Source organism: Falseniella ignava CCUG 37419 (genome assembly GCF_000301055.1).
Lineage (GTDB): Bacteria > Bacillota > Bacilli > Lactobacillales > Aerococcaceae > Falseniella > Falseniella ignava.
In genome coordinates, this window is sequence record NZ_JH932300.1 from 441,479 (window position 1) to 461,742 (window position 20,264).

14 protein-coding genes, 1 other RNA gene and 1 other annotated feature are annotated in these 20,264 nt (G+C 38.8%); of the genes, 12 read left to right on the top strand and 3 right to left on the bottom strand.

What is annotated here, in order from left to right:
• Positions 1–19 precede the first annotated feature (19 nt).
• The 6 genes from HMPREF9707_RS02245 (at position 20) to nox (ending at position 9,232) form a co-directional block, all read left to right on the top strand.
• A complete protein-coding gene (locus HMPREF9707_RS02245; protein ID WP_006701093.1) occupies positions 20–1,432 on the top strand; it encodes an alanine/glycine:cation symporter family protein in 1,413 nt (470 codons plus the stop codon).
• A gap of 137 nt (positions 1,433–1,569) precedes the next feature.
• Positions 1,570–2,958 carry an MATE family efflux transporter gene (locus tag HMPREF9707_RS02250; RefSeq protein ID WP_051007492.1) on the top strand — a complete coding sequence of 463 codons (1,389 nt, stop codon included), beginning with the start codon at positions 1,570–1,572 and terminating at the stop codon, positions 2,956–2,958.
• Positions 2,959–3,109: 151 nt separating this feature from the next.
• Positions 3,110–4,333, top strand: a complete 1,224-nt coding sequence (gene arcA / locus HMPREF9707_RS02255; RefSeq protein ID WP_006701095.1) for an arginine deiminase — start codon at positions 3,110–3,112, stop codon at positions 4,331–4,333.
• Between the two features lie 78 nt (positions 4,334–4,411).
• Positions 4,412–4,623: a binding site (T-box leader), on the top strand.
• A 52-nt stretch (positions 4,624–4,675) separates the two neighbouring features.
• Positions 4,676–6,367 (top strand): arginine--tRNA ligase, encoded by a 1,692-nt coding sequence (argS, locus tag HMPREF9707_RS02260; protein WP_006701096.1) that lies wholly within the window; start codon positions 4,676–4,678, stop codon positions 6,365–6,367.
• A gap of 160 nt (positions 6,368–6,527) precedes the next feature.
• Positions 6,528–7,715: an acetate/propionate family kinase gene (locus HMPREF9707_RS02265; protein WP_006701097.1), complete on the top strand. Its 1,188-nt coding sequence runs from the start codon at positions 6,528–6,530 to the stop codon at positions 7,713–7,715.
• A gap of 182 nt (positions 7,716–7,897) precedes the next feature.
• Positions 7,898–9,232, top strand: a complete 1,335-nt coding sequence (gene nox, locus HMPREF9707_RS02270; RefSeq protein ID WP_006701098.1) for a H2O-forming NADH oxidase — start codon at positions 7,898–7,900, stop codon at positions 9,230–9,232.
• A gap of 220 nt (positions 9,233–9,452) precedes the next feature.
• Here the strand turns inward: nox and ssrS are convergent.
• Positions 9,453–9,641, bottom strand: a non-coding RNA gene (gene ssrS / locus HMPREF9707_RS08665) — 6S RNA.
• Between the two features lie 152 nt (positions 9,642–9,793).
• On the opposite strand from ssrS, the gene HMPREF9707_RS02275 reads away from it, so the two are divergent.
• Positions 9,794–11,206: an ISNCY family transposase gene (locus HMPREF9707_RS02275; RefSeq protein ID WP_006701099.1), complete on the top strand. Its 1,413-nt coding sequence runs from the start codon at positions 9,794–9,796 to the stop codon at positions 11,204–11,206.
• A 202-nt stretch (positions 11,207–11,408) separates the two neighbouring features.
• Here HMPREF9707_RS02275 and HMPREF9707_RS02280 read toward each other — a convergent pair whose 3' ends face one another.
• Positions 11,409–12,683, bottom strand: coding sequence for a replication-associated recombination protein A (locus HMPREF9707_RS02280; protein ID WP_006701100.1), 1,275 nt, complete (start codon positions 12,681–12,683; stop codon positions 11,409–11,411).
• Between the two features lie 118 nt (positions 12,684–12,801).
• Here HMPREF9707_RS02280 and HMPREF9707_RS08440 point away from each other — a divergent pair, with 118 nt between their 5' ends.
• From HMPREF9707_RS08440 to recD2, 5 genes are read left to right on the top strand one after another with little or no spacing between them, the layout of a single operon-like run.
• On the top strand, positions 12,802–14,067 hold the full coding sequence (locus HMPREF9707_RS08440) for a DUF1576 domain-containing protein (protein WP_006701101.1): 1,266 nt from the start codon (positions 12,802–12,804) through the stop codon (positions 14,065–14,067).
• Between the two features lie 36 nt (positions 14,068–14,103).
• The gene (locus tag HMPREF9707_RS02290) at positions 14,104–15,255 is read left to right on the top strand and encodes a cysteine desulfurase family protein (RefSeq protein ID WP_006701102.1); all 1,152 of its coding nucleotides are present in this window, start codon (positions 14,104–14,106) and stop codon (positions 15,253–15,255) included.
• Positions 15,256–15,257: 2 nt separating this feature from the next.
• Complete coding sequence (locus tag HMPREF9707_RS02295) at positions 15,258–15,599, top strand: hypothetical protein (protein ID WP_006701103.1); 342 nt, start codon at positions 15,258–15,260, stop codon at positions 15,597–15,599.
• Positions 15,599–16,747, top strand: coding sequence for a tRNA 2-thiouridine(34) synthase MnmA (mnmA, locus tag HMPREF9707_RS02300; protein WP_051007493.1), 1,149 nt, complete (start codon positions 15,599–15,601; stop codon positions 16,745–16,747). The genes HMPREF9707_RS02295 and mnmA overlap by 1 nt, the downstream gene beginning before the upstream one ends.
• A 34-nt stretch (positions 16,748–16,781) precedes the next feature.
• Positions 16,782–19,220, top strand: coding sequence for an SF1B family DNA helicase RecD2 (recD2, locus tag HMPREF9707_RS02305; protein WP_006701105.1), 2,439 nt, complete (start codon positions 16,782–16,784; stop codon positions 19,218–19,220).
• A 47-nt stretch (positions 19,221–19,267) separates the two neighbouring features.
• On the opposite strand, the gene HMPREF9707_RS02310 is transcribed toward recD2, so the two are convergent.
• A complete protein-coding gene (locus HMPREF9707_RS02310) occupies positions 19,268–20,203 on the bottom strand; it encodes a diacylglycerol/lipid kinase family protein (RefSeq protein WP_006701106.1) in 936 nt (311 codons plus the stop codon).
• Positions 20,204–20,264: the final 61 nt, after the last annotated feature.

Consider the following 20,264-nt stretch of genomic DNA (forward strand, 5'->3'; position numbering starts at 1 on the left):
ATAGGAGGAAATTTTATTTATGGATGGGTTATTGAAGTTTGTTGAAATTGTCAATGTAATTTTGTGGGAATATGTTCTATTATTTGGTTTAGTTGGTTTAGGAATCTATTTAACGATTCGTCTCAAATTCCCACAATTTAAACGAGTATTTCCAGCGTTAGGCAGGATGATTAAAGATATTAAGGATGGTGTGCCCGCACCTCCTGGTGGTATGACCCCCTTTCAATCTTTAGCCACAGCGATTGCTGCACAAGTTGGAACGGGGAATATTGTTGGGGTTGCCTCCGCGATTGCAGCAGGAGGACCTGGATCAGCCTTTTGGATGCTTTTATCAGCTTTCTTCGGAATGTCTACGATTTTTGCAGAAGGGGTTCTAGCGCAAGTTTATCGTCATCGTGATGACGAAGGTGAACTATGCGGGGGGCCAGCTTATTACATTAAAGATGGCTTGAAATCTAGCATTTTAGCAAAAGTTTTTGCGGTACTATGTATTTTAGCACTTGGTGTTGTTGGGATAATGGTTCAATCGAATTCCGTTATTGATTCGATTAATAGTGCTTTCGGAATTAACAAATCGATTGTAACGATTGCATTAATTGTTATTGTGGCATCCATCTTGTTAGGTGGAATGGATCGAATTGCTGCTTTTACTGAAAAAGTAGTTCCAACAATGGCATTCCTTTATATCTTCTCAGCGCTACTTATTATCATTATGCATGCCGATAAATTCGGAGCCGCAATCGGTTATATTATCCAAGGGGCCTTTACACCGCAAGCAATTAGCGGGGGAGTGTTAGGTGTGACCGTTCAAGAGTCGATTCGTTTCGGCCTATCACGTGGACTCTTCTCGAACGAAGCTGGGATGGGATCTACACCTCATTCACACGCTGTAGAGACGACGAAGCATCCGGCAGAACAAGGGTTTGTAGCGATGATTGGTGTATTTATTTCTACATTCTTAATTTGTATGGCAACGGTATTGGTCAATATGTTATCAGGTAGTTATGACCTTACTGTACCTGCTAGCGAAATGACTTCTGTTGCGAATTTAATTACACAAACAGGATTTGAGAATTCATTCGGTACGTTAGGTGCAGGTTTCCTTTCAATCTCACTATCTTGTTTTGCGTTAACAACGATTGTGGGATGGTATTTCTTTGCCGAATCGAACATGAAGTTTTTAACGAATAATAAGTTTATTATTAAAAACTTTAAAATTGTCGCACTGTTCTTTATTTTCTGTGGTTTATTGGTAACACCTGGTTTAGTGTGGGACTTAGCAGATATGTTTATGGGATTAATGGCGGTGCCTAACTTAATCGCTATTTTCTTCCTAACAAACCAAGTTGTGCGTGTCTTGAAACATTATGATGAACAGACTTTAGAAGGCCAATATCATTGGGAATATGAATATGAACATGAACATAACTAATGAACTTTCGTGTAACTTTATCTTCTTTTAGTAGATAAAGTTACACATTTTTTTTGCCTCAGGTATAATGTTAAAATGAATGAGTGATGAATCTTATATCATTCAGTGAATCTATAATGAATTTGGTGATGTTTTTAATGAAAGGAAATCAACGAACAAATTTTATTTTATCTGAATCGATTACGAAAGTTATATTTACAATCTCAGTCCCTTTAATGTTGAATAATATTGTGATGACAATGTACAACTTAGTGGACGGGTTATTTGTTGCACAACTATCGCCAGAAGATTTTGCAGCGACCGCCTTTATATGGCCTTTACACTTTTTATTTATTGCAATCGGTATGGGGGTTGGTGTCGGAGGGACGGCGCTATTATCACAATTTATTGGAGCAGAACGAATGGATACGGCACATCGTTATGCCAGTAATATGCTACTGATTGTGTTAAGTTTAGCTACTTTGTTTTCGATATTCGGCTTTCTTGCAGCACCTTGGATGCTATCTGCAATGGGGGCAACGGGAACACTATATAATAAGTCTTTAATTTATTTGCAGATTAATTTTATAGGTATCTTTTTTGACTTTATTTATTTTGCATATCAAGCGATGTTAAATTCTCAAGGTCTAACCAAAGATATTACTTTTATTAGTATTATTTCTTCGGTCGTCAATATTATCCTAGACCCTCTCTTTATCTTTGAACAAGTGCCATTTATTGGAATTTCAGGATTAGGACTGGGAATCGCAGGCGCAGCTTGGGCTACGGTGATTTCTAAAATTGTATTACTAATTTTAGCCGTGATTGTAGTGACAAAAGATTCCCAAGTTCCATTAACAATTAGGCGAGATCATTTTAATTTACCAATTATTCAACGAATTTTTCGAATTTCAATTCCATCCGCACTAGGCTACAGTGGCTCTGCGTTAGGTTTTACGGTATTGAATGGGTTGATCACCACTTATGGAACCGATACATTGGCAGCTTACTCGATGGTAAACCGAGTGACCGATATCTTAACCCAACCGCAAATGGCGATTGGAGCAGCTTTAACTTCAATTATTGGTCAGCATATGGGAGCGGGATTAATTGAACGAGGTAAACAAGTCTTTAATCGAGCGATTGTCATTGTAATTTTAATGTCAGTGATTTCCTCGGTATTAGTTGTAGTATTTCGTATTCCATTACTCAGTATTTTTATTAAAACCGGAAGTAGCGATCATTTATGGAGTCAGGCAATTGAGTATTTAATGTTTTCAGCATTTATCATCTTCTTTATGGGACTATTCTCGATTATTAATGGTTATTTCCAAGGGTGTGGTCAGACTCAGTATTCAATGCTTATGACGATGGGAAGATTATGGTTTGTTCGATTACCTCTAATCTGGTTGTTCAGTACTTTCACCTCCCTAGGTTCAACCGGAATTTGGATTTCGATGTTGTTATCGAACGCTTTAATTGTATTCTTTGGTCTATATATATATAAAACAAGAGACTGGGAGTACCTAGTATCTTACAAATCCTAAATTCGATTAAGAGACTTTTCTTAGAGAAGTCTCTTTTATTTTAAGAAAAGCCTTTCATTACATTCGAATTCATATTAGAATAGTATTATAAGCGTTTACATTTTATGGAAGCGAAAATAAGTTTTATATGCTATTTAGAAAGGAATCAGCTATGGGCAATCAACCGATCCATGTATTTAATGAAATTGGAAAACTTCGAAAAGTAATTTTGCATCGTCCAGGCAAAGAACTCAATAATTTAATGCCGGATTATTTAGGGAGATTACTTTTTGATGATATTCCTTTTTTAGAAGAAGCTCAAAAAGAGCATGACTACTTTGCTCAAGTTTTACGCGAAGAAGGGGTAGAGGTAGTCTATCTTGAAGATTTAGTATCAGAAGCGATTGATGCAGCAAATGTAAAAGAGCAGTTTATCGATGAGTGGTTGGATGAATCAGGGATTGTATCCGAAACCCTCAGAGCTCAAGTGCGCCAAGATTTATTATCGATGTCAACTTATGACATGATTTTGAAGACAATGGAAGGCTATCGAAAAAATGAGATTGATATGTCACATCACGACTCACTCGCTGATTTGATTGAAAGTGATTATCCATTATTAGTTGATCCGATGCCAAGTCTTTATTTTACGCGAGATCCTTTTGCATTGATTGGTCATGGTGTTGCCATTAACCATATGCATGAAGTGACGCGCAATCGTGAGACGATTTACGGCGATTATATTTTTAGATACCATCCTGCCTATGCCAACCAAGTCAGACGCTACTACTACCGTGATGATGAAACGGATATTGAAGGTGGAGATATTTTAGTTCTATCGCCGGAGGTCGTTGCGGTCGGAATCTCTCAACGAACAGATTCACGTTCAATTGAATTGCTTGCACGTCGTCTTTTTGAACAAGGGCAGTTTAAGCAAGTGTTAGCATTTTTAATTGGAGAAAATCGTAAATTTATGCATTTAGATACCGTCTTCACGATGGTTGATTATGACAAGTTCACCATTCACCCAGAAATTAATGCTGGACTTAGAGTGGTTTCAATTGTTGATGCTGGAGATGGTTCGGTCATAATTGATGAGCAAGATTCTACGAAGCTGGATAATGTCCTCGCAAAGGCACTTAGATTGGAAAAAGTAACTTTAATTTCTTGTGGTGGTGGCGATATTGTTGATGCGGCTCGAGAACAGTGGAATGATGGGTCCAATACGTTAGCGATTGCGCCAGGGGTTGTCGTTGTCTATGACCGGAACACGATAACGAATCAGTTACTTGAAGATCATGGAATTCGACTCGTTAAAATTAAAGGCAGTGAATTGGTCCGAGGTCGTGGTGGCCCACGTTGTATGTCAATGCCATTAATTCGTGACGATATATAAATCTGTTTATTCTTTAACTTAAGAGAACGCTGTTCCGTGATTGAAATATCAAATACATTCATGCTATAATTAGGCTATAGTTTAAAGGTGAGAAGAGAGTAGTTTATATACTTTTAGATACAGCGACTTGGGTAGTTGAGAGCCAAGCAAGAGGTATAAATGAAGCGCGCTTCTTATATCGCTTAAGCGAATGATTGAGCTTAAGCCGGTTTCATACCGTTAGCATGAGAAAGTTGATTGTTTTTACAATTAATTAGAGTGGTACCGTGGATTTTAAATTCGCCTCTAAGACCTGTGTCTTGGAGGCTTTTTATTTATTAAATATATGATAGGAGAAAGAGTATGAATCAACGAGAAATAATCGCCAAAGAGCTTCACGCCATATTATATGAACATTTATCTTATGAACAAGTTGAAGCACTTATCGAAGTACCTAATAATACCGAACATGGCGACTTAGCTTTTCCAGTCTTTACATTAGCCAAAGCTTTTCGTAAAGCACCGAATCTGATTGCTGAAGAATTAGTCGAACAAATCGATACAACAGCATTTTCGCAAGTTGCATCGGTAGGACCTTATATTAACTTCAAATTAGATCGACAAAAGATATCCGATCAAATTATTAAAGAGGTCAATCAAGCCGGTGAAAATTATGGTTCATTAGATATTGGTCAAGGAAAAAATGTCACCATCGATATGTCCTCACCAAATATTGCCAAACCTATGTCAATGGGGCATTTGAGATCGACTGTTATTGGGAATGCATTGTCTTTAATCTTAAAGAAAATAAATTATCATACAATTAATATTAACCACTTGGGTGATTGGGGAACGCAATTTGGTAAGTTGATTGTGGCTTATCAGAAATGGGGAGATGAAGCGAAAGTAAAAGCAGACCCAGTGAATGAGCTCGTTAAATTATATGTTGAATTCCATGAACGTGCTGAAGAAGACCCAAGTTTAGATGACGAAGGTCGCGCTGCTTTTAAACGTTTAGAAGAGCATGATCCTGAGATGATTCAACTTTGGACTTGGTTTAAAGATGAGTCATTAAAAGAATTTGATAAAGTTTATAAGATGTTGAATGTTCATTTTGACCATTATACGGGCGAATCTTTCTATAATGATAAAATGGACGAGATTGTTGACTTGCTCGAAGAAAAAGGGCTATCCGAAATTGATCAAGGGTCTTTAATCGTGCGTCTAGATGAGTATGATCTGCCACCTGCACTAATAAAAAAATCTGATGGGGCGACACTTTATATTACGCGAGATTTGGCAACAGCGTACTACCGCCATCGCACATATCATTTCGATCAAAGCTTGTATGTGGTTGGTAATGAACAATCGAATCACTTTAAGCAGTTAAAAGCTGTACTTGAAAAAATGGGCAATGATTGGGCACAGTCAATGCACCACATCCCATTTGGCTTAATTACAGTCGGAGGTAAAAAACTTTCAACCCGTAAAGGAAAAATTATTCTACTTGAAGAAGTTTTAAATGAAGCGATTCGTTTGGCAAGTGAGCAGATTGAAGCGAAAAACCCTGATTTACCAAATAAAGAAGAGGTAGCGCACCAAGTCGGTGTTGGAGCCGTCGTCTTTCATGATTTGAAAAACGATCGTACGAATAACTTTGACTTTGAATTAGAAGAAGTTGTTCAGTTTGAAGGTGAGACTGGGCCCTATGTTCAATATACTCATGCGAGAATTCATAGTATTTTAAGCCGTTATGAACAAAACATTGATTTGACTGCAGCGCTATCATTAACAGATGACTATAGTTGGGAACTCGTGAAGAAATTGCAAGCTTATCCATCTACCATTGTTCGTGCAGCAGAACGCTATGAGCCTTCAATTATTTCAAAATATGTTATCCAATTGGCACAACTTTTCAATCGCTATTATGCCAATGTTCGTATCTTAAATGATGATGAAGAATTGAACGCGCGGATGGCTTTATTGAACGCTGTAGCTACTGTAATTAAGGATGGACTCTCATTGCTTGGGGTAGCTGCACCGGAGAGAATGTAATTATATAAGTTTATCAGATTAGAATGAAGCATAGCATTTTCAGATGAATTAAAGTATAATAAACTTAGCTATGACGTTATCGTATGGTAGTGTCATAAATGATATTCGAAGCCGCAGCTGACAAATATCGTAAGAAAACAAAATAGATAGGAGATTCTAAATGTCAAAAACATTTGCAATTAATGCAGGAAGTTCAAGTCTTAAGTATCAACTTTATGATATGCCATCTGAGCATGTCATTGCGAAAGGGCTCGTAGAGCGAATTGGAATTGAAGATTCTGTCTTTACATTAAAATATGGAGATGGGGAAAAAGTAGAACTCGTTCAAGATATTCCAGATCATGGTGTAGCCATTGATTTATTACTTTCTCAATTAGAAGAGCATAAAGTGATTGATAGCCTTGATGAAATTGACGGTGTTGGTCACCGTGTTGTTGCAGGGGGAGAAATCTTCAAAGAATCAACAGTGATTGATGAACAAGTCGTTCAACATATCGAAGATTTATCTGAATTTGCACCACTTCATAACCCGGCAGAAGCAGTTGTAATTCGTGCAATGCAAGAAAAATTACCAAATGCAAAAATGGTAGCAGTTTTTGATACTTCATTCCATACGTCAATGCCACCTGTTAACTATCTATACAGCTTACCATACGAATACTATACTGACTTTAAAGCACGTAAATACGGTGCTCACGGAACATCACATAAATATGTGGCAAACCGTGCCGCTGAAATCGTTGGTAAAGATATTAAAGACTTAAAGATTATTACTTGCCATTTAGGTAACGGCGCTTCAATTACAGCGGTTGATGGTGGTAAATCAGTCGATACATCAATGGGATTCACTCCATTAGCAGGTCTTCAGATGGGAACACGTACTGGGGACATCGATGCATCTCTAATTCCTTTCCTAATGAATAAATTAGGTATTAAAGAAGTTAGCGAAATGATTGATATCTTCAACAAAAAATCAGGAACCCTAGGTGTATCAGGTGTATCGAGCGATATGCGTGACGTGGAAGAAGCGGCTGAAGCAGGAAATGAACGTGCGCAATTAGCGTTAGATATGTTCAATAGCCGTGTTCAAAAATATATCGGCCAATACATTGCTGTAATGAACGGAGTAGATATTATTGTCTTTACAGCAGGTATCGGAGAAAACTCAAAAGAAACGCGTGAGGCAATTATTGAGGGAATCTCATGGTTCGGTTGTGAACTTGATACTGAAAAGAATAATACACGCGATGAAGCGATTATTTCTAAAGATGGATCAAAAATTACCGTTATTAATATTCCAACAGACGAAGAACGTGAAATTGCTCGCGATGTTGAGCGTTTAAAATAATCATATAAAAATAGTCAAATTTAATTATTTTTGTGAACCAGGTATTTTCATAAATGAAAATACCTGGTTTTTATGTTTAATAGAATAAGGGTTTTGATTGATAAAATGTTCACAAGTGGTTATAATAGGTTTAGCTTTGGAAAGTTGTAATAATAAATACAAAATAAAGGATGGTGCAACGGATGAAAGTTGTATTAATTGGAACAAATCACGCGGGGATTGCTGCTGCTAATACCTTGTTGGATCAATACGAAGGAATTGATTTAGTGATGATTGACCGTAACTCAAACTTAAGTTACTTAGGATGTGGGACGGCATTGTGGGTTGGAAGACAAATTGATGGGTATGATAAGTTATTCTATGCTAAAGAAGAAGACTTTAAAGCAAAGGGTGCTCAAATTTATTTGGAAACAACGGTTGATCGTGTAGATTACGAACAGCAACAAGTTTACGCGACCGATCAATCGGGTGAAGTGCATGTATTTGACTATGATAAATTGATTCTCGCCACAGGCTCACTTCCAATTACGCCTCAAATTCCTGGCAATGATTTGGAAGGACTCTACTTCTTGAAATTATTCCAAGAAGGACAAGCGCTTGACCATGCATTGCAAGACCCAGCAGTTGAATCCGTTGCTGTAATTGGTGCAGGATACATTGGTGTTGAAATTGCTGAAGCGATGCAACGCCGTGGCAAAAAAGTAACTTTATTTGATGCAGCTTCTACAACCTTATCAAATTATTATGACCCAGAATTTGCACGTTTAATGGACCAAAATCTAAAAGATCACGGCATCGATGTACGAACAGATGAGTGGGCAGAAGAATATATAGGGAATGAAGATGGCCATGTTTGTGGATTAAAGACGAACCGTGGCGAGTATTCAGTAGATTTAGTGGTAAATTCAATTGGGTTTATTCCAAATGCTTCTCTCGCGGGAGACCACTTGAAGACGTTCGATAATGGTGCTTATTTAGTAGATCGTACTTTCAAAACAAGAGATGATAACGTCTATGCAATTGGAGACTGTGCCAATAACTACTCCAATGCGTTACAATCAGATAGTTATATTGCGCTAGCTTCTAATGCCGTTCGTTCAGGTATTGTCGCGGCTCATAATATTGGTGGTACTCACCTTGAAGGTGCTGGAATTCAAGGTTCGAATGGAATTTGTATCTATGACTTTAAGATGGTTTCAACAGGTTTAAGTGTGAAAGCAGCTAAAGAAGCCGGTATCGATGTGGCATACGTTGATTATGAGGATTTACAATTCCCTAACTTTATCCCAGAAAATTATACGGTGAAAATCAGACTCACTTATGACCGTGCTACACGACGACTTTTAGGTGCACAGTTAGCATCTGAATATGATGTGTCAATGGCAATTCATATGTTCTCACTAGCAATTCAAGAAGAACTTACGATTGATAAATTATCATTACTTGATATTTTCTTCTTACCGCATTTTAACCAACCATACAATTATATGACAGTAGCTGCATTAAAAGCAGAATAAAAAATCAGGAATCAGACAACGGCGGTTGTTTGATTCCTATTTTTATGAGGAGGTTAATCTTTCGGCTCAGTTCCATCAATTATTTTGATTCAACGTGTTTAACTTTACAGATATCTAGCCAATGGATTGAAATAAGGCTAAGTAGAATGTAACGAATGGATTTCATTATAGGCTCTCCTTGAAATAAAATAAAAAAGCCAGCAATTGCCGACTTTAATAAAAAATATCCGATGGTGCCGTTTATGTAAGTACGAGTATTGACCTGTAAGTAATTACAGGTGGGCTTCCCACGGCATTTTCTGACTTCCAAATGAAAAGGCCTGTCATCCAATTACCGATATAGAATCCCGATATATTCATAAAGCGTTCGGTCCACACATTGCACTTACAACGAACACCTCAGACATCTTTCTATATTTTTATTATAGCACAGACTTTCAAAAAAGCAACAAAAATCGAAAGAAATATTTGATAAATCTCATCCACAAATGATAATGTCTCAAGTAACCGTAAATGAAAATGTCCCACTTTAGTGTATATTAAATCTAAGGAGGGATCTCAATGGAGGATTATCTTAACATGAATGAGACACATAAATATAATATCATCAAGGCTGTCGTCAATGGACGGAAATCCAAAGCTCGTGCTGAAGTGGAATTAAACTTATCCAGACGACAGATCAATCGATTGATTCTTAAATACAAACAAGAGGGGCGAAAAGGCTTCAGACATAAGAATGCCAATCGCAAACCTTCTAAAACCATTGACCGTCATACTCGAAAGCGAATCGTTCAGCTCTATCGCTCGAAATACTATGACTTTAACTTCACACACTTCCATGAAAAACTTCAAGAAGTTGAGGAAATCCTTCTCTCTGAAAGCTCGCTAAGAAATATCTTGAAGGAAGCACACATTGTCTCGCCTCTAGCTACCCGTCGAACTAAACGGCGTGTCGCTAAAGAGCTCGAAGACAAAGCAGACAAGAAAGGCCTGACCCCTCACGAAAAAGAAACCTTACAGGAGGTTCAAGTCGTTGAAGCCTCAAAAGCACACCCGAGTCGCCCACGATGCAAATATGCTGGGGAACTGCTTCAGATGGATGCTTCAGAACATCAATGGTTCGAGGCTGACGAGAACTATTACTATCTCCATGCCGCGATTGATGATGCCACTGGTACAGTCGTTGGTGCTTATTTCGCAGCACAGGAGACACTTGAAGGCTATTATCAAGTCTCACATCAATTCCTGACCCACTACGGTATTCCTCATCGCATTTTGACAGATTATCGATCCATTTTCTCAGGCGTCAACACCCCAAAAAAGGGCGCTGCTCTTGAAGAACAGGCCCTCACTCAATACGGATATGCTTGCCAGACACTTGGAATTGAACTGGAAGCGACCTCAGTACCCCAAGCTAAAGGACGTATTGAACGTCTTTTCGGTACGTTTCAAAACCGCTTACTTCAAGAAATGCGGTTAAATGGTATCCGTAATATGGATGAAGCGAATCAGTTTCTAAGGGACTATCTCCCACAGTTTAATCAAAAATTCGCCCATCCCATTAAAGATAGCATAAATGCCTTTGAAACACTATCAGCAGACACAAATCTCGATTACATCCTCGCTAGATTTGCCCTGCGTGTCATTCACTCTGGTCATACTGTTCGATACAACAACCATGTCTATCATCTTCACGACCAGCATGGGAGGCAAGTCCATTTGCCAAGAAAAACTAAAGTTATGGTCATTAGTACGCGTGATTTACAACTCTTTGTCTCTCATAAAAATCAACTCTTTAAACTAATTGAAATGCCGTCACACCAAGCCATATCTAAAATACTAGATATTCAAGAAGCTAAGTCTAAACCGAAACCACACATTCCACCGATGTCGCATCCGTGGAAAGGACAATCTTATCAACGTTACCTAAAGAAGCAAGAATACATAAAGAAAAAAGAGCTAATTGAAGTGTAGTGATAATCCCTCGTGATGAAGGACGATGCGCTTTTTGTATCGTCCTTCATCACGAGGCAACCAAGCGAGCGAAGCGCGGTAGTTTTTAACCCTCTTTCGTTACACGCTAAAAACCCAAAAATCGGGACATATTCATTTGTGCTTGACACAAAAATCGAAAGAAATATTTGATAAAAGATTAATCTATCAACAATGGTAACGTTTAACTTTTTTTGTCTTGCTTTAGTTGCTGATAAATCTGACTTAGTGTAGATTCGTATTTGTTAGAAGTGTCAGGATTAAAGAATTGTTCATTTACTAGCACATCGGGTAGATATTGTTGCGTGACGTAATGGTGTGGATAATCATGCGGGTACAAGTAATCAACTCCGTGACCTAAGTCTTTCGCACCTGAATAATGCGCATCCCGCAAATGAAGAGGAATTGGCCCAACCTTCCCGTCCCGAATAGCACCCATCGCTTTATTGATACCCATGTAACTCGTATTTGATTTAGGACTTAAAGCTAATTCAGTTACGGCAAATGCCAGAGGAATTCGCGCTTCAGGCATTCCTAGACGTTCAGCAGCTTGAACCGCAGAGACCGTTCTTAAGGTAGCGGCGGGATTTGCAAGTCCAATGTCTTCATAAGCCGTTACGAGAAGGCGGCGGCATGCAATTGTTAATTCACCCGCTTCAAGTAAAACGGCTAAATAATAGAGGGCAGCGTCAACGTCTGATCCACGAATTGACTTTTGAAAGGCAGAAATCGTATCATAATGAGCATCGCCATCTTTGTCGTGAACCATCCGTTTATGTTGCAAGCACTCTTCGGCGATTTCTTGGGTAATACGTATCGTTCCGTCGGATTCAGGAGGGGTCGATAAAACTGCCAATTCAAGCGCGTTTAATGCTGAACGGATATCACCTAGTGTAACGTGAGCAAAGTGATTTAAAACATCTTCAGAAAGTTCAATGTTGTATTCTCCTAAACCATGCTCTTTATCTTTGATAGCTCGTTGCAGAGCTTCTTTGACCTCCTCCGATTGGGGAGGCTTCACTTGGAAAATTTGAACACGACTTCGAATCGCAGGATTAATCGTTAAGTATGGGTTTTCGGTTGTAGCTCCAATTAATATAACCCGTCCACTTTCGAGGTGGGGCAAGAGAAAATCTTGCTTCGTCGTATTAAGACGGTGAATTTCGTCTAGCAGTAAAATAACCGAACCAGACATTTTACCTTCTTCAACAACTTGTTCTAATTCTTTTTTACCATCGTTCGATGCGTTTAAAATTCGGAAGGCATATCGACTACTTCCGGCAATGGCGCTAGCAATACTGGTCTTTCCCGTTCCAGGAGGCCCGTATAAAATCATTGAAGATAGTCGCTTGGCATCAACCATGCGCCGAATAATTTTTCCTGGACCGACTAGATGCTTTTGACCGATAATTTCATCAATATGTTGGGGACGCATCCGATAAGCCAGTGGTTTCTGCATAGAATGCTCCTTTCATTATCTTGATTACATTACAATTTTACCTAATTAGTGTATAATTTGGTAGTCAAAGCTTTTATTCAACAATTAGCTTAAAAGAAGATTTATCTGGAGGTAAGAGATGACCATACACAAGCAACGTTTAACAAAATGGATTGAACGTAATTTATTTTTAATGATGAGTGTTTATACATTTATTTTTGCAATGTTTATGCCGGACCGTTCGGATGCTCTGAATGGTGTCAAAGTGATTTTGAATCAATCGGGGATATTAACGCATGATTATCTGGAAATCGGTGGTGTTAGTGCAACGTTTATTAACGTGGCCGTTCATTTTTTAATTGCGCATTTGTTATATCGTTTAAGCGGCGCAAAAGAGCTTAAAGGTGCTTATGTTGCCAGTGTATTCTTCTCTTGTGGCCATGCTTTTTTTGGGAGTCATTTTTTAAATATTATTCCGCCAATGATGGGCGTTTGTCTTTATAGCTGGTGGGCGAGAGAGTCAATTGCTCAAAATTTTGCCTTTGCGATGTATGCTAATTCATTAGGACCGATGTCTTCAGTTATCTGGTTAATGGGAGGCCATTCGATCGGTTCGCTAGTTGCTGGCGCTATAGTTGGAGTAATAATCGGGATGATTTCTGTACCTTTAGCCAATAAAACTGCGAAATTCCATGGAGGCATGACACTACTTAACTATGGGTACGTTGCTGGGTTGATTGGGATTGTTGTGACTGCGGTAATGGCACAATTGCATATGGAAGTGGCGCCGGTGAATATTATTAGTACTCATGCCCATGCGCATATTACAGATTATTTAATGATTTTATCGGTTATTTTTATTCTATTCGCCTTGAGTCAGTGGCAACAAGTGAAGGAAAATTATCCGAAATTGATTCTTTCACGTGGTATTGCAGGTGCTGATTTTATCCAGACCTATGGGTTACATACAGCGACTTTGAATATGGCGTTGAATGTTTTAGTGGGATTAAGTTTTATTTATGCGATACAATTTCCAATGAATGGTACTTCGATTGGTGCGATGTTATCATTAATGGCTTTTGGTGCCGCAGGTGCGCATCCATTAAACGTGATTCCTACAATGCTCGGAGTGATTTTGGCTGGCTGGTGTTATGGTGTTAACCTTTCTTCGAATGGGGTTGTGTTACCGATGCTCTTTGCTTTTGGTCTTTCACCTCTAACGAGTCATTACGGCTTACTTGGAGGATTATTTGCTGGTTTTATGCATATGACTTTACTTAGCAAAACACTGACCTTACATTTGGGGTCCACACTATACAATAATGGTTTTTCAACTGGTTTTATCGCAATCTTTTTAGTGCCAATTTTTGATGCGATTCGAGAAAAAAGAACACTGGGACAATAAATGTTTAAATTTGTTATAAAATAAAGGAGTGATCGAATGATTTATCTTGATTCTGCGGCAACGACCGCGGTACATCCGGATGTGATTAAAGTCATTACGGAGGCTTTAACGACACACTATGGCAATCCATCAAGCACTTATCAATTAGGTCGAACAGCGCATGAGTTGTTAGAATCTTCAAGACAAACGATTGCCCGTTGTTTGAATGTTTCTTCGGATGAAATTTACTTTACTAGTGGGGCCACTGAAGCCATTAATTGGGCGATTCGTTCGCAAGCTTACCAAAGTCGTGAGCTCGGGCTAGGAAATCATCTCGTGGCCACTTCAATCGAGCATTCTGCCGTATTGAAGTGTTTAGAACAACTTGAAGATGAAGGGTTTACCTATACCTTAGTCAATCCTAATTCTGAAGGAGAATTCACTGTGGATCAATTTGAAGCTGTTTCAACTCCGCAGACAACGGGATGGATTGCTATGGCAGTGAATAATGAAGTGGGATCGATTCTTCCGATTGAAAGTATATCTAAAGCAGCCCAGTCCCGCGGCTATTGGTTCCACTGTGATACGGTGCAAGCGATTGGTAAAGTTGATTGCGACTATGCATCTTATCCCATTACATCTTTCGTAGTAACCGGCCATAAAATTAGTGGCCCTAAAGGGGTAGGGATTTTAGTTTATCGTCCACAAAATCCTGCAATGCAATTGCATCCAATGATTGTTGGTGGGGGACAAGAACGGTCTCAGCGAGCGGGGACAGAAAATATTCCATACATTGCAGGATTGGCAAAGGCAATTGAACTCGCTACGGGAGAATTGACGCAACATTTAGCTCACTATCAGTCTATTAAAGATGATTTACTAACGTCCTTGAAGGCGCATCAAATTGAATATCACCTCAATGGAAATACAACACATTCAGTGGATAATATTGTCAATCTCTGGCTGCCCGATTTTGAGAGTGCAAAGTTACGAATTCAGATGGATTTAGTGGGAATCGCTGTTTCTGCTGGATCGGCTTGCTCTGCCGGTAGTATTCAACCAAGCCGTATTTTAAAAGCGTATTATCCGAATGAAACAGATCGTTTAGTCCAAAGTTTGCGTATTTCATTCAGCCCAGAAACAACTAAAAATGAAATAGATCAATTTGTAAAAACATTAGTAGAACTTAAAGAAAAAGGAGACAAATAATTATGGCATTCAATCAGCAAGCAAGTTTAAAAGGGTTCGACCGTGTGTTTAGTGTGAGTCCAGAAGCCCGTCCATACACGCTTCGTGACAATGGGTTTGTTAATACGAATAAAGGTAACTTTCAATATAAACGTTCTTTAAAGACAGATAATGCACAAGGCTTGGTCTTCAAAGTGATGATTGATGAAGATTTAAAAACATTAAAGATGTCAACTGCGAGTGAAAAAGGATTTAAAACCATCGATGTGACCCAATTAAATAATAACGAAGTTATTATTGAAAAGATTAATTTTATTTTAGATGGTTTTGTTGAGCGACATGTCTTAATTGAACATGATGTTTAATGCTTAATCATAAGGAGGAATGTGAAGTGGGAGAGTCTAAACCAAGAGTAATTTTAGGTATGAGTGGCGGAGTAGATTCTTCTGTTGCGGCACTCTTATTACAACAACAAGGTTATGAAGTTATTGGTTTATTTATGAAGAACTGGGATGATACGGATGAAACAGGGTACTGTACGGCGACAGAAGATTATGAAGATGTGGCCGCTGTTGCCAATCAATTAAATATTCCATATTATTCCGTCAACTTCGAAAAGGAATATTGGGATGCGGTGTTCGAATATTTTCTAGCTGAATATCGTGCGGGTAGGACACCGAATCCAGACGTTATGTGTAATAAAGAAATTAAATTCAAAGCATTTTTAGATTATGCTATGGATTTAGGCGCAGACTATATTGCGATGGGGCACTATGCTCGAGCTGAACGTGATGAAGATGGAGTCGTTCATTTATTGCGTGGTAAGGATCAAAATAAAGATCAAACTTATTTCTTAAATCAATTGAGCCAAGAACAATTACAGAAGGCGCTCTTCCCAATTGGTCATTTGGAAAAATCAGAAGTGCGTAAAATTGCCGAAGAACATCAATTAGCTACTGCTAAGAAGAAAGATTCGACTGGGGTTTGCTTTATTGGAGAACGTAACTTTAATGAATTTCTATCCCATTACTTACCGAACCAACCTGGACGAATGATGACACTGGATGGGGAAGATAAAGGAGCACATGCTGGTTTAATGTACTACACAATTGGTCAACGCCACGGATTAGGCATTGGTGGTGGCGGCGAATTGGAGGAACCTTGGTTTGTTATTGGGAAAGACTTAGCAACCAAAACCCTTTATGTAGGTCAAGGTTTTCATCATCCGAACCTTTATTCAGATTATTTGACTGCCTCTCAAGTTCATTTTACACATTCGTTGAATTTAGGGCGGACATTTGAATGTACGGCGAAAATTCGCTATCGCCAACAAGATGTGCCTGTCACCGTCGAATTAGATGAAACGCTAACTAAAGCGAAAGTGATTTTTAAAGAACCGATGCGTGCGGTCACACCTGGCCAAGCGGTTGTGTTCTACCAAGGCAAAGAATGTTTAGGCGGCGGGATTATTGATGCAGCCTATTTTGAAAGGGTTCAGCGTCAATATGTTTAATTATTATTTAAATTAATTTTGGAGGTGATGACGGATGACTCAAATGCGTTTAGTCGGCGAAATTGATGCGATATATTTTGAGAGTCCGTCTAACTTCTATAAAGTGATGCGAGTAGCGTTAGATCCTGATCAAGGGGATGCGTTCTTGCTTGATGAGATCGTGATGACCGGTCAATTCCCCTCGATTCATCTCGATACCTTATATGAATTTTTCGGTAAAATGACGACGCATCCTAAATATGGCGAGCAATTTGCCGTGGAACGATACCAACAATTAACTCCGACTTCAGAAGAAGGATTAATAGATTATTTATCAAGCTATCGCTTTAAAGGTATTGGACCGGTACTCGCTGAGCGAATTGTGGACAAGCTTGGATCCAAAGCAATTGAACTAATTATAGATGATCCGAAGAGTTTAGAGGGTATTACCGGATTGAGTGCCAAAAACGCAAAATCGCTGCGTCAAGAACTTTTAAACTATCAAGGGACAGAACGGATTTATATTCAACTGAACCAGTGGGGCTTTAGCGCTAAGTTGGCGGACCGAATTTTTAATTATTACGATAGTCGAGCGCTAGAAATAATACGTGACAATCCTTATGAGCTGATTCAAACGATTGAAGGGATTTCTTTTACGAAGGCAGATCAACTCGCACTGGAATTTGGCATTGAAGATGATGCCTTAAAACGTATTGCCGCGGCGGCAATGTCAAGCGTTTATTTAATCTGCTATGATCAAGGACATACTTGGATCAGTAAAGATGAACTCTTTACTCAAAGCCGATTATTGTTAGAGCAAAGTCGAAATTACTTGGTAAGTGATCAAGAATTAGAAGACGGTCTGGACGAAGCACTGAATCAAGATATGCTAATTTGTTATGATCAGCGTTACGCGATGGCGAGTTTGTTCTATGCAGAGGTAGGCATCTCCAAGCAATTAGTCAGACAACTTACTAATTGCGTTAGTGAATCTTTTACAGAAGAAGAAATTGACGATGCATTGCATCAACTAATGGCTCAATCCGATGTTCAATATGACCGAAGCCAGTTGGCAGCTTTAAAACGGGCAATTCAGTCGCCTGTTTCGATTATTACTGGTGGGCCTGGAACGGGTAAGACGACCTTAATAAATGGATTGATTCAACTTCATAGTTTGTTGCATGAGTATGACTTGAGCGAGTTGCCATATAAAACGGCTGATGAAGCCGTTATTCATTTAGCAGCTCCGACAGGCAGGGCTGCTAAACGAATGCAAGAGGCTACTGGGTTACCTGCTTCTACCATTCATCGACTGATTGGTTTTACCCGTGAATCTGTGACTGAAAATTTTCATGCTGAATTATTAGCGGGTAAATTATTGATTATTGATGAGATGTCGATGGTGGATACTTGGTTAATGAATTGGCTACTTCAAGCAGTGCCGTCATCGATGCAACTTGTTTTTGTGGGGGACCAGGATCAGTTACCCTCTGTCGGACCTGGTCAAGTATTTACGGATTTAATTCAATCTAAACAGATTCCTGTTGTTTCGTTAAAACGTATTTATCGCCAAGGTAAAGGGAGTACAATTATTGACTTAGCAAGTCATATTCGGCAAGGGAGTTTGCCAACGAACTTTACCCAAAAACAACACGACCGATCATTTATCGAGATCGGGACAGTAGGAATCGCAAAAGCGGTTCATGATATCGCTTCTTTTGCCTTAAAAAAAGGATACAACGCGATGACCATGCAAATATTAGCACCGATGTATAAAGGTGAGGCAGGGATTAATCGATTAAATACGGTATTACAATCTTTAATGAATCCAGCAGAAGCTGGAGTCCGCGAAATTGAGTTTAACCAAGGTGTTTTTCGTGAAGGTGACAAAGTATTGCAGCTTGTTAATAATACGGAAGACGAAGTCTTTAATGGGGACGTCGGAATGATCCAACGAATTGATTATAAAGATGAGACGGAGTCCAAAACGGATGAAATGGTGGTTGTTTTTGAAGGAGAAAAGGAAATAACTTATCGCCGAGGTGATTTGAATCAGTTAACGCTCGCGTATTGTGTGTCGATTCATAAAGCACAAGGGAGTGAATATCCGCTCGTTATCTTCCCCTTGGTGACAGCTTTTCGTCCAATTATTCAACGCAACTTGCTATATACTGCTGTGACGCGTGCGCAAGAAAATCTCGTCTTAATCGGTAGTGAGGCTTGTTTTAATCAAGGCGTTCAATACCAGCAATCGAAAAGACAGACGTTCTTAATTGAACTGATGATGGAATTTGAACAAGATAAATTAGATGAAACAATGGCTCATGACAATGTGGATTCAGACTTGAATTTATCGAATGAAGTGGATTCCATCGAAGTATTTGAATCCTCCTCTGTAGTTGAAGAAATTGTATTAAGTGAAGAGACGATTCATCAAATTGATCCGATGATTAATATGGGGGAGCTGAGTCCCTATGATTTTATGCCAAAATAAGAGAAAACCAAAAAGACAGCACGTTGTATGTAGTGCTGTCTTATTTTTTATAAGTTAAATGGATAACGGGCAACGTGACACTCGACAGTGTAAGTTTGCGGGTATAGCACTTCACCATCGACTTGACCTATAACAGGATGCAATACTTCTAACGTTAAATGTTGCCCCTTTAAATGTGTTACATTAGGTGATGTCCGCTGATTTTTTGAGATTAATACTTTATAAATCAATGGTAGCGCACTGCTTAAAGTCACATCATGGAATAGGGTGAAGTTAATTTCATCATTGGTTGCGACAGCAACATCGGAAATTCGAATGCCACCGCCATTGTATGGGGAATTAATAATGGTAGCAATATTTACCTGATCAAATTGAAAAGGCTTACCATCGAGAGTCCCTTTTACACTGAAGTGTGGAATTGATCTTAAACTTGGGAAAATGGCTGAAATATAATTTAATCGGAATTTTTGCAACCATTTCGCAGCTGCGGAATGGCGTTGTTTTTGAACATAATAATTGATCAGGCCATCAAATCCAAATCCCATATTGTTCAAAATTAAGTGCGATTTTTCTTCATCATCAAGTTGATAGCGAATCATAGGTATCTCTGTTGCGGGAGCATTAAAAGCGATTTGCTGGATCAATTGTTCAATACTTTTATCTTTTAACCAGGTTCGATGGAAATCATTCCCCGTTCCTCCCGCAATGTAGGTGATGGGGATCTGGAAATGATTTTGATAAAGTGTGTTCACAACCTGATGGAGCGTACCATCCCCTCCGATTACAATAATGTGAGGGTGTGTTTCGTCGAATTGCTCGATAATTTTTTGAGTAATTGATGAAGCATGTGTCGCATAATTCGTCCGATGAATGATATAAGCAAGTTGTAGCCGATGCAGTTCTTTTGTTACTTTTTCAAGTTGTTTCTCAGCGTAACCATTTCCCGCTGCGTAATGACAAATAATTTGGATAGTCTTGTCCATAAGTCACCTCAAAATAATCAATCTGATACTATTATACCTAAAGTGATGTAAAAATGTATAA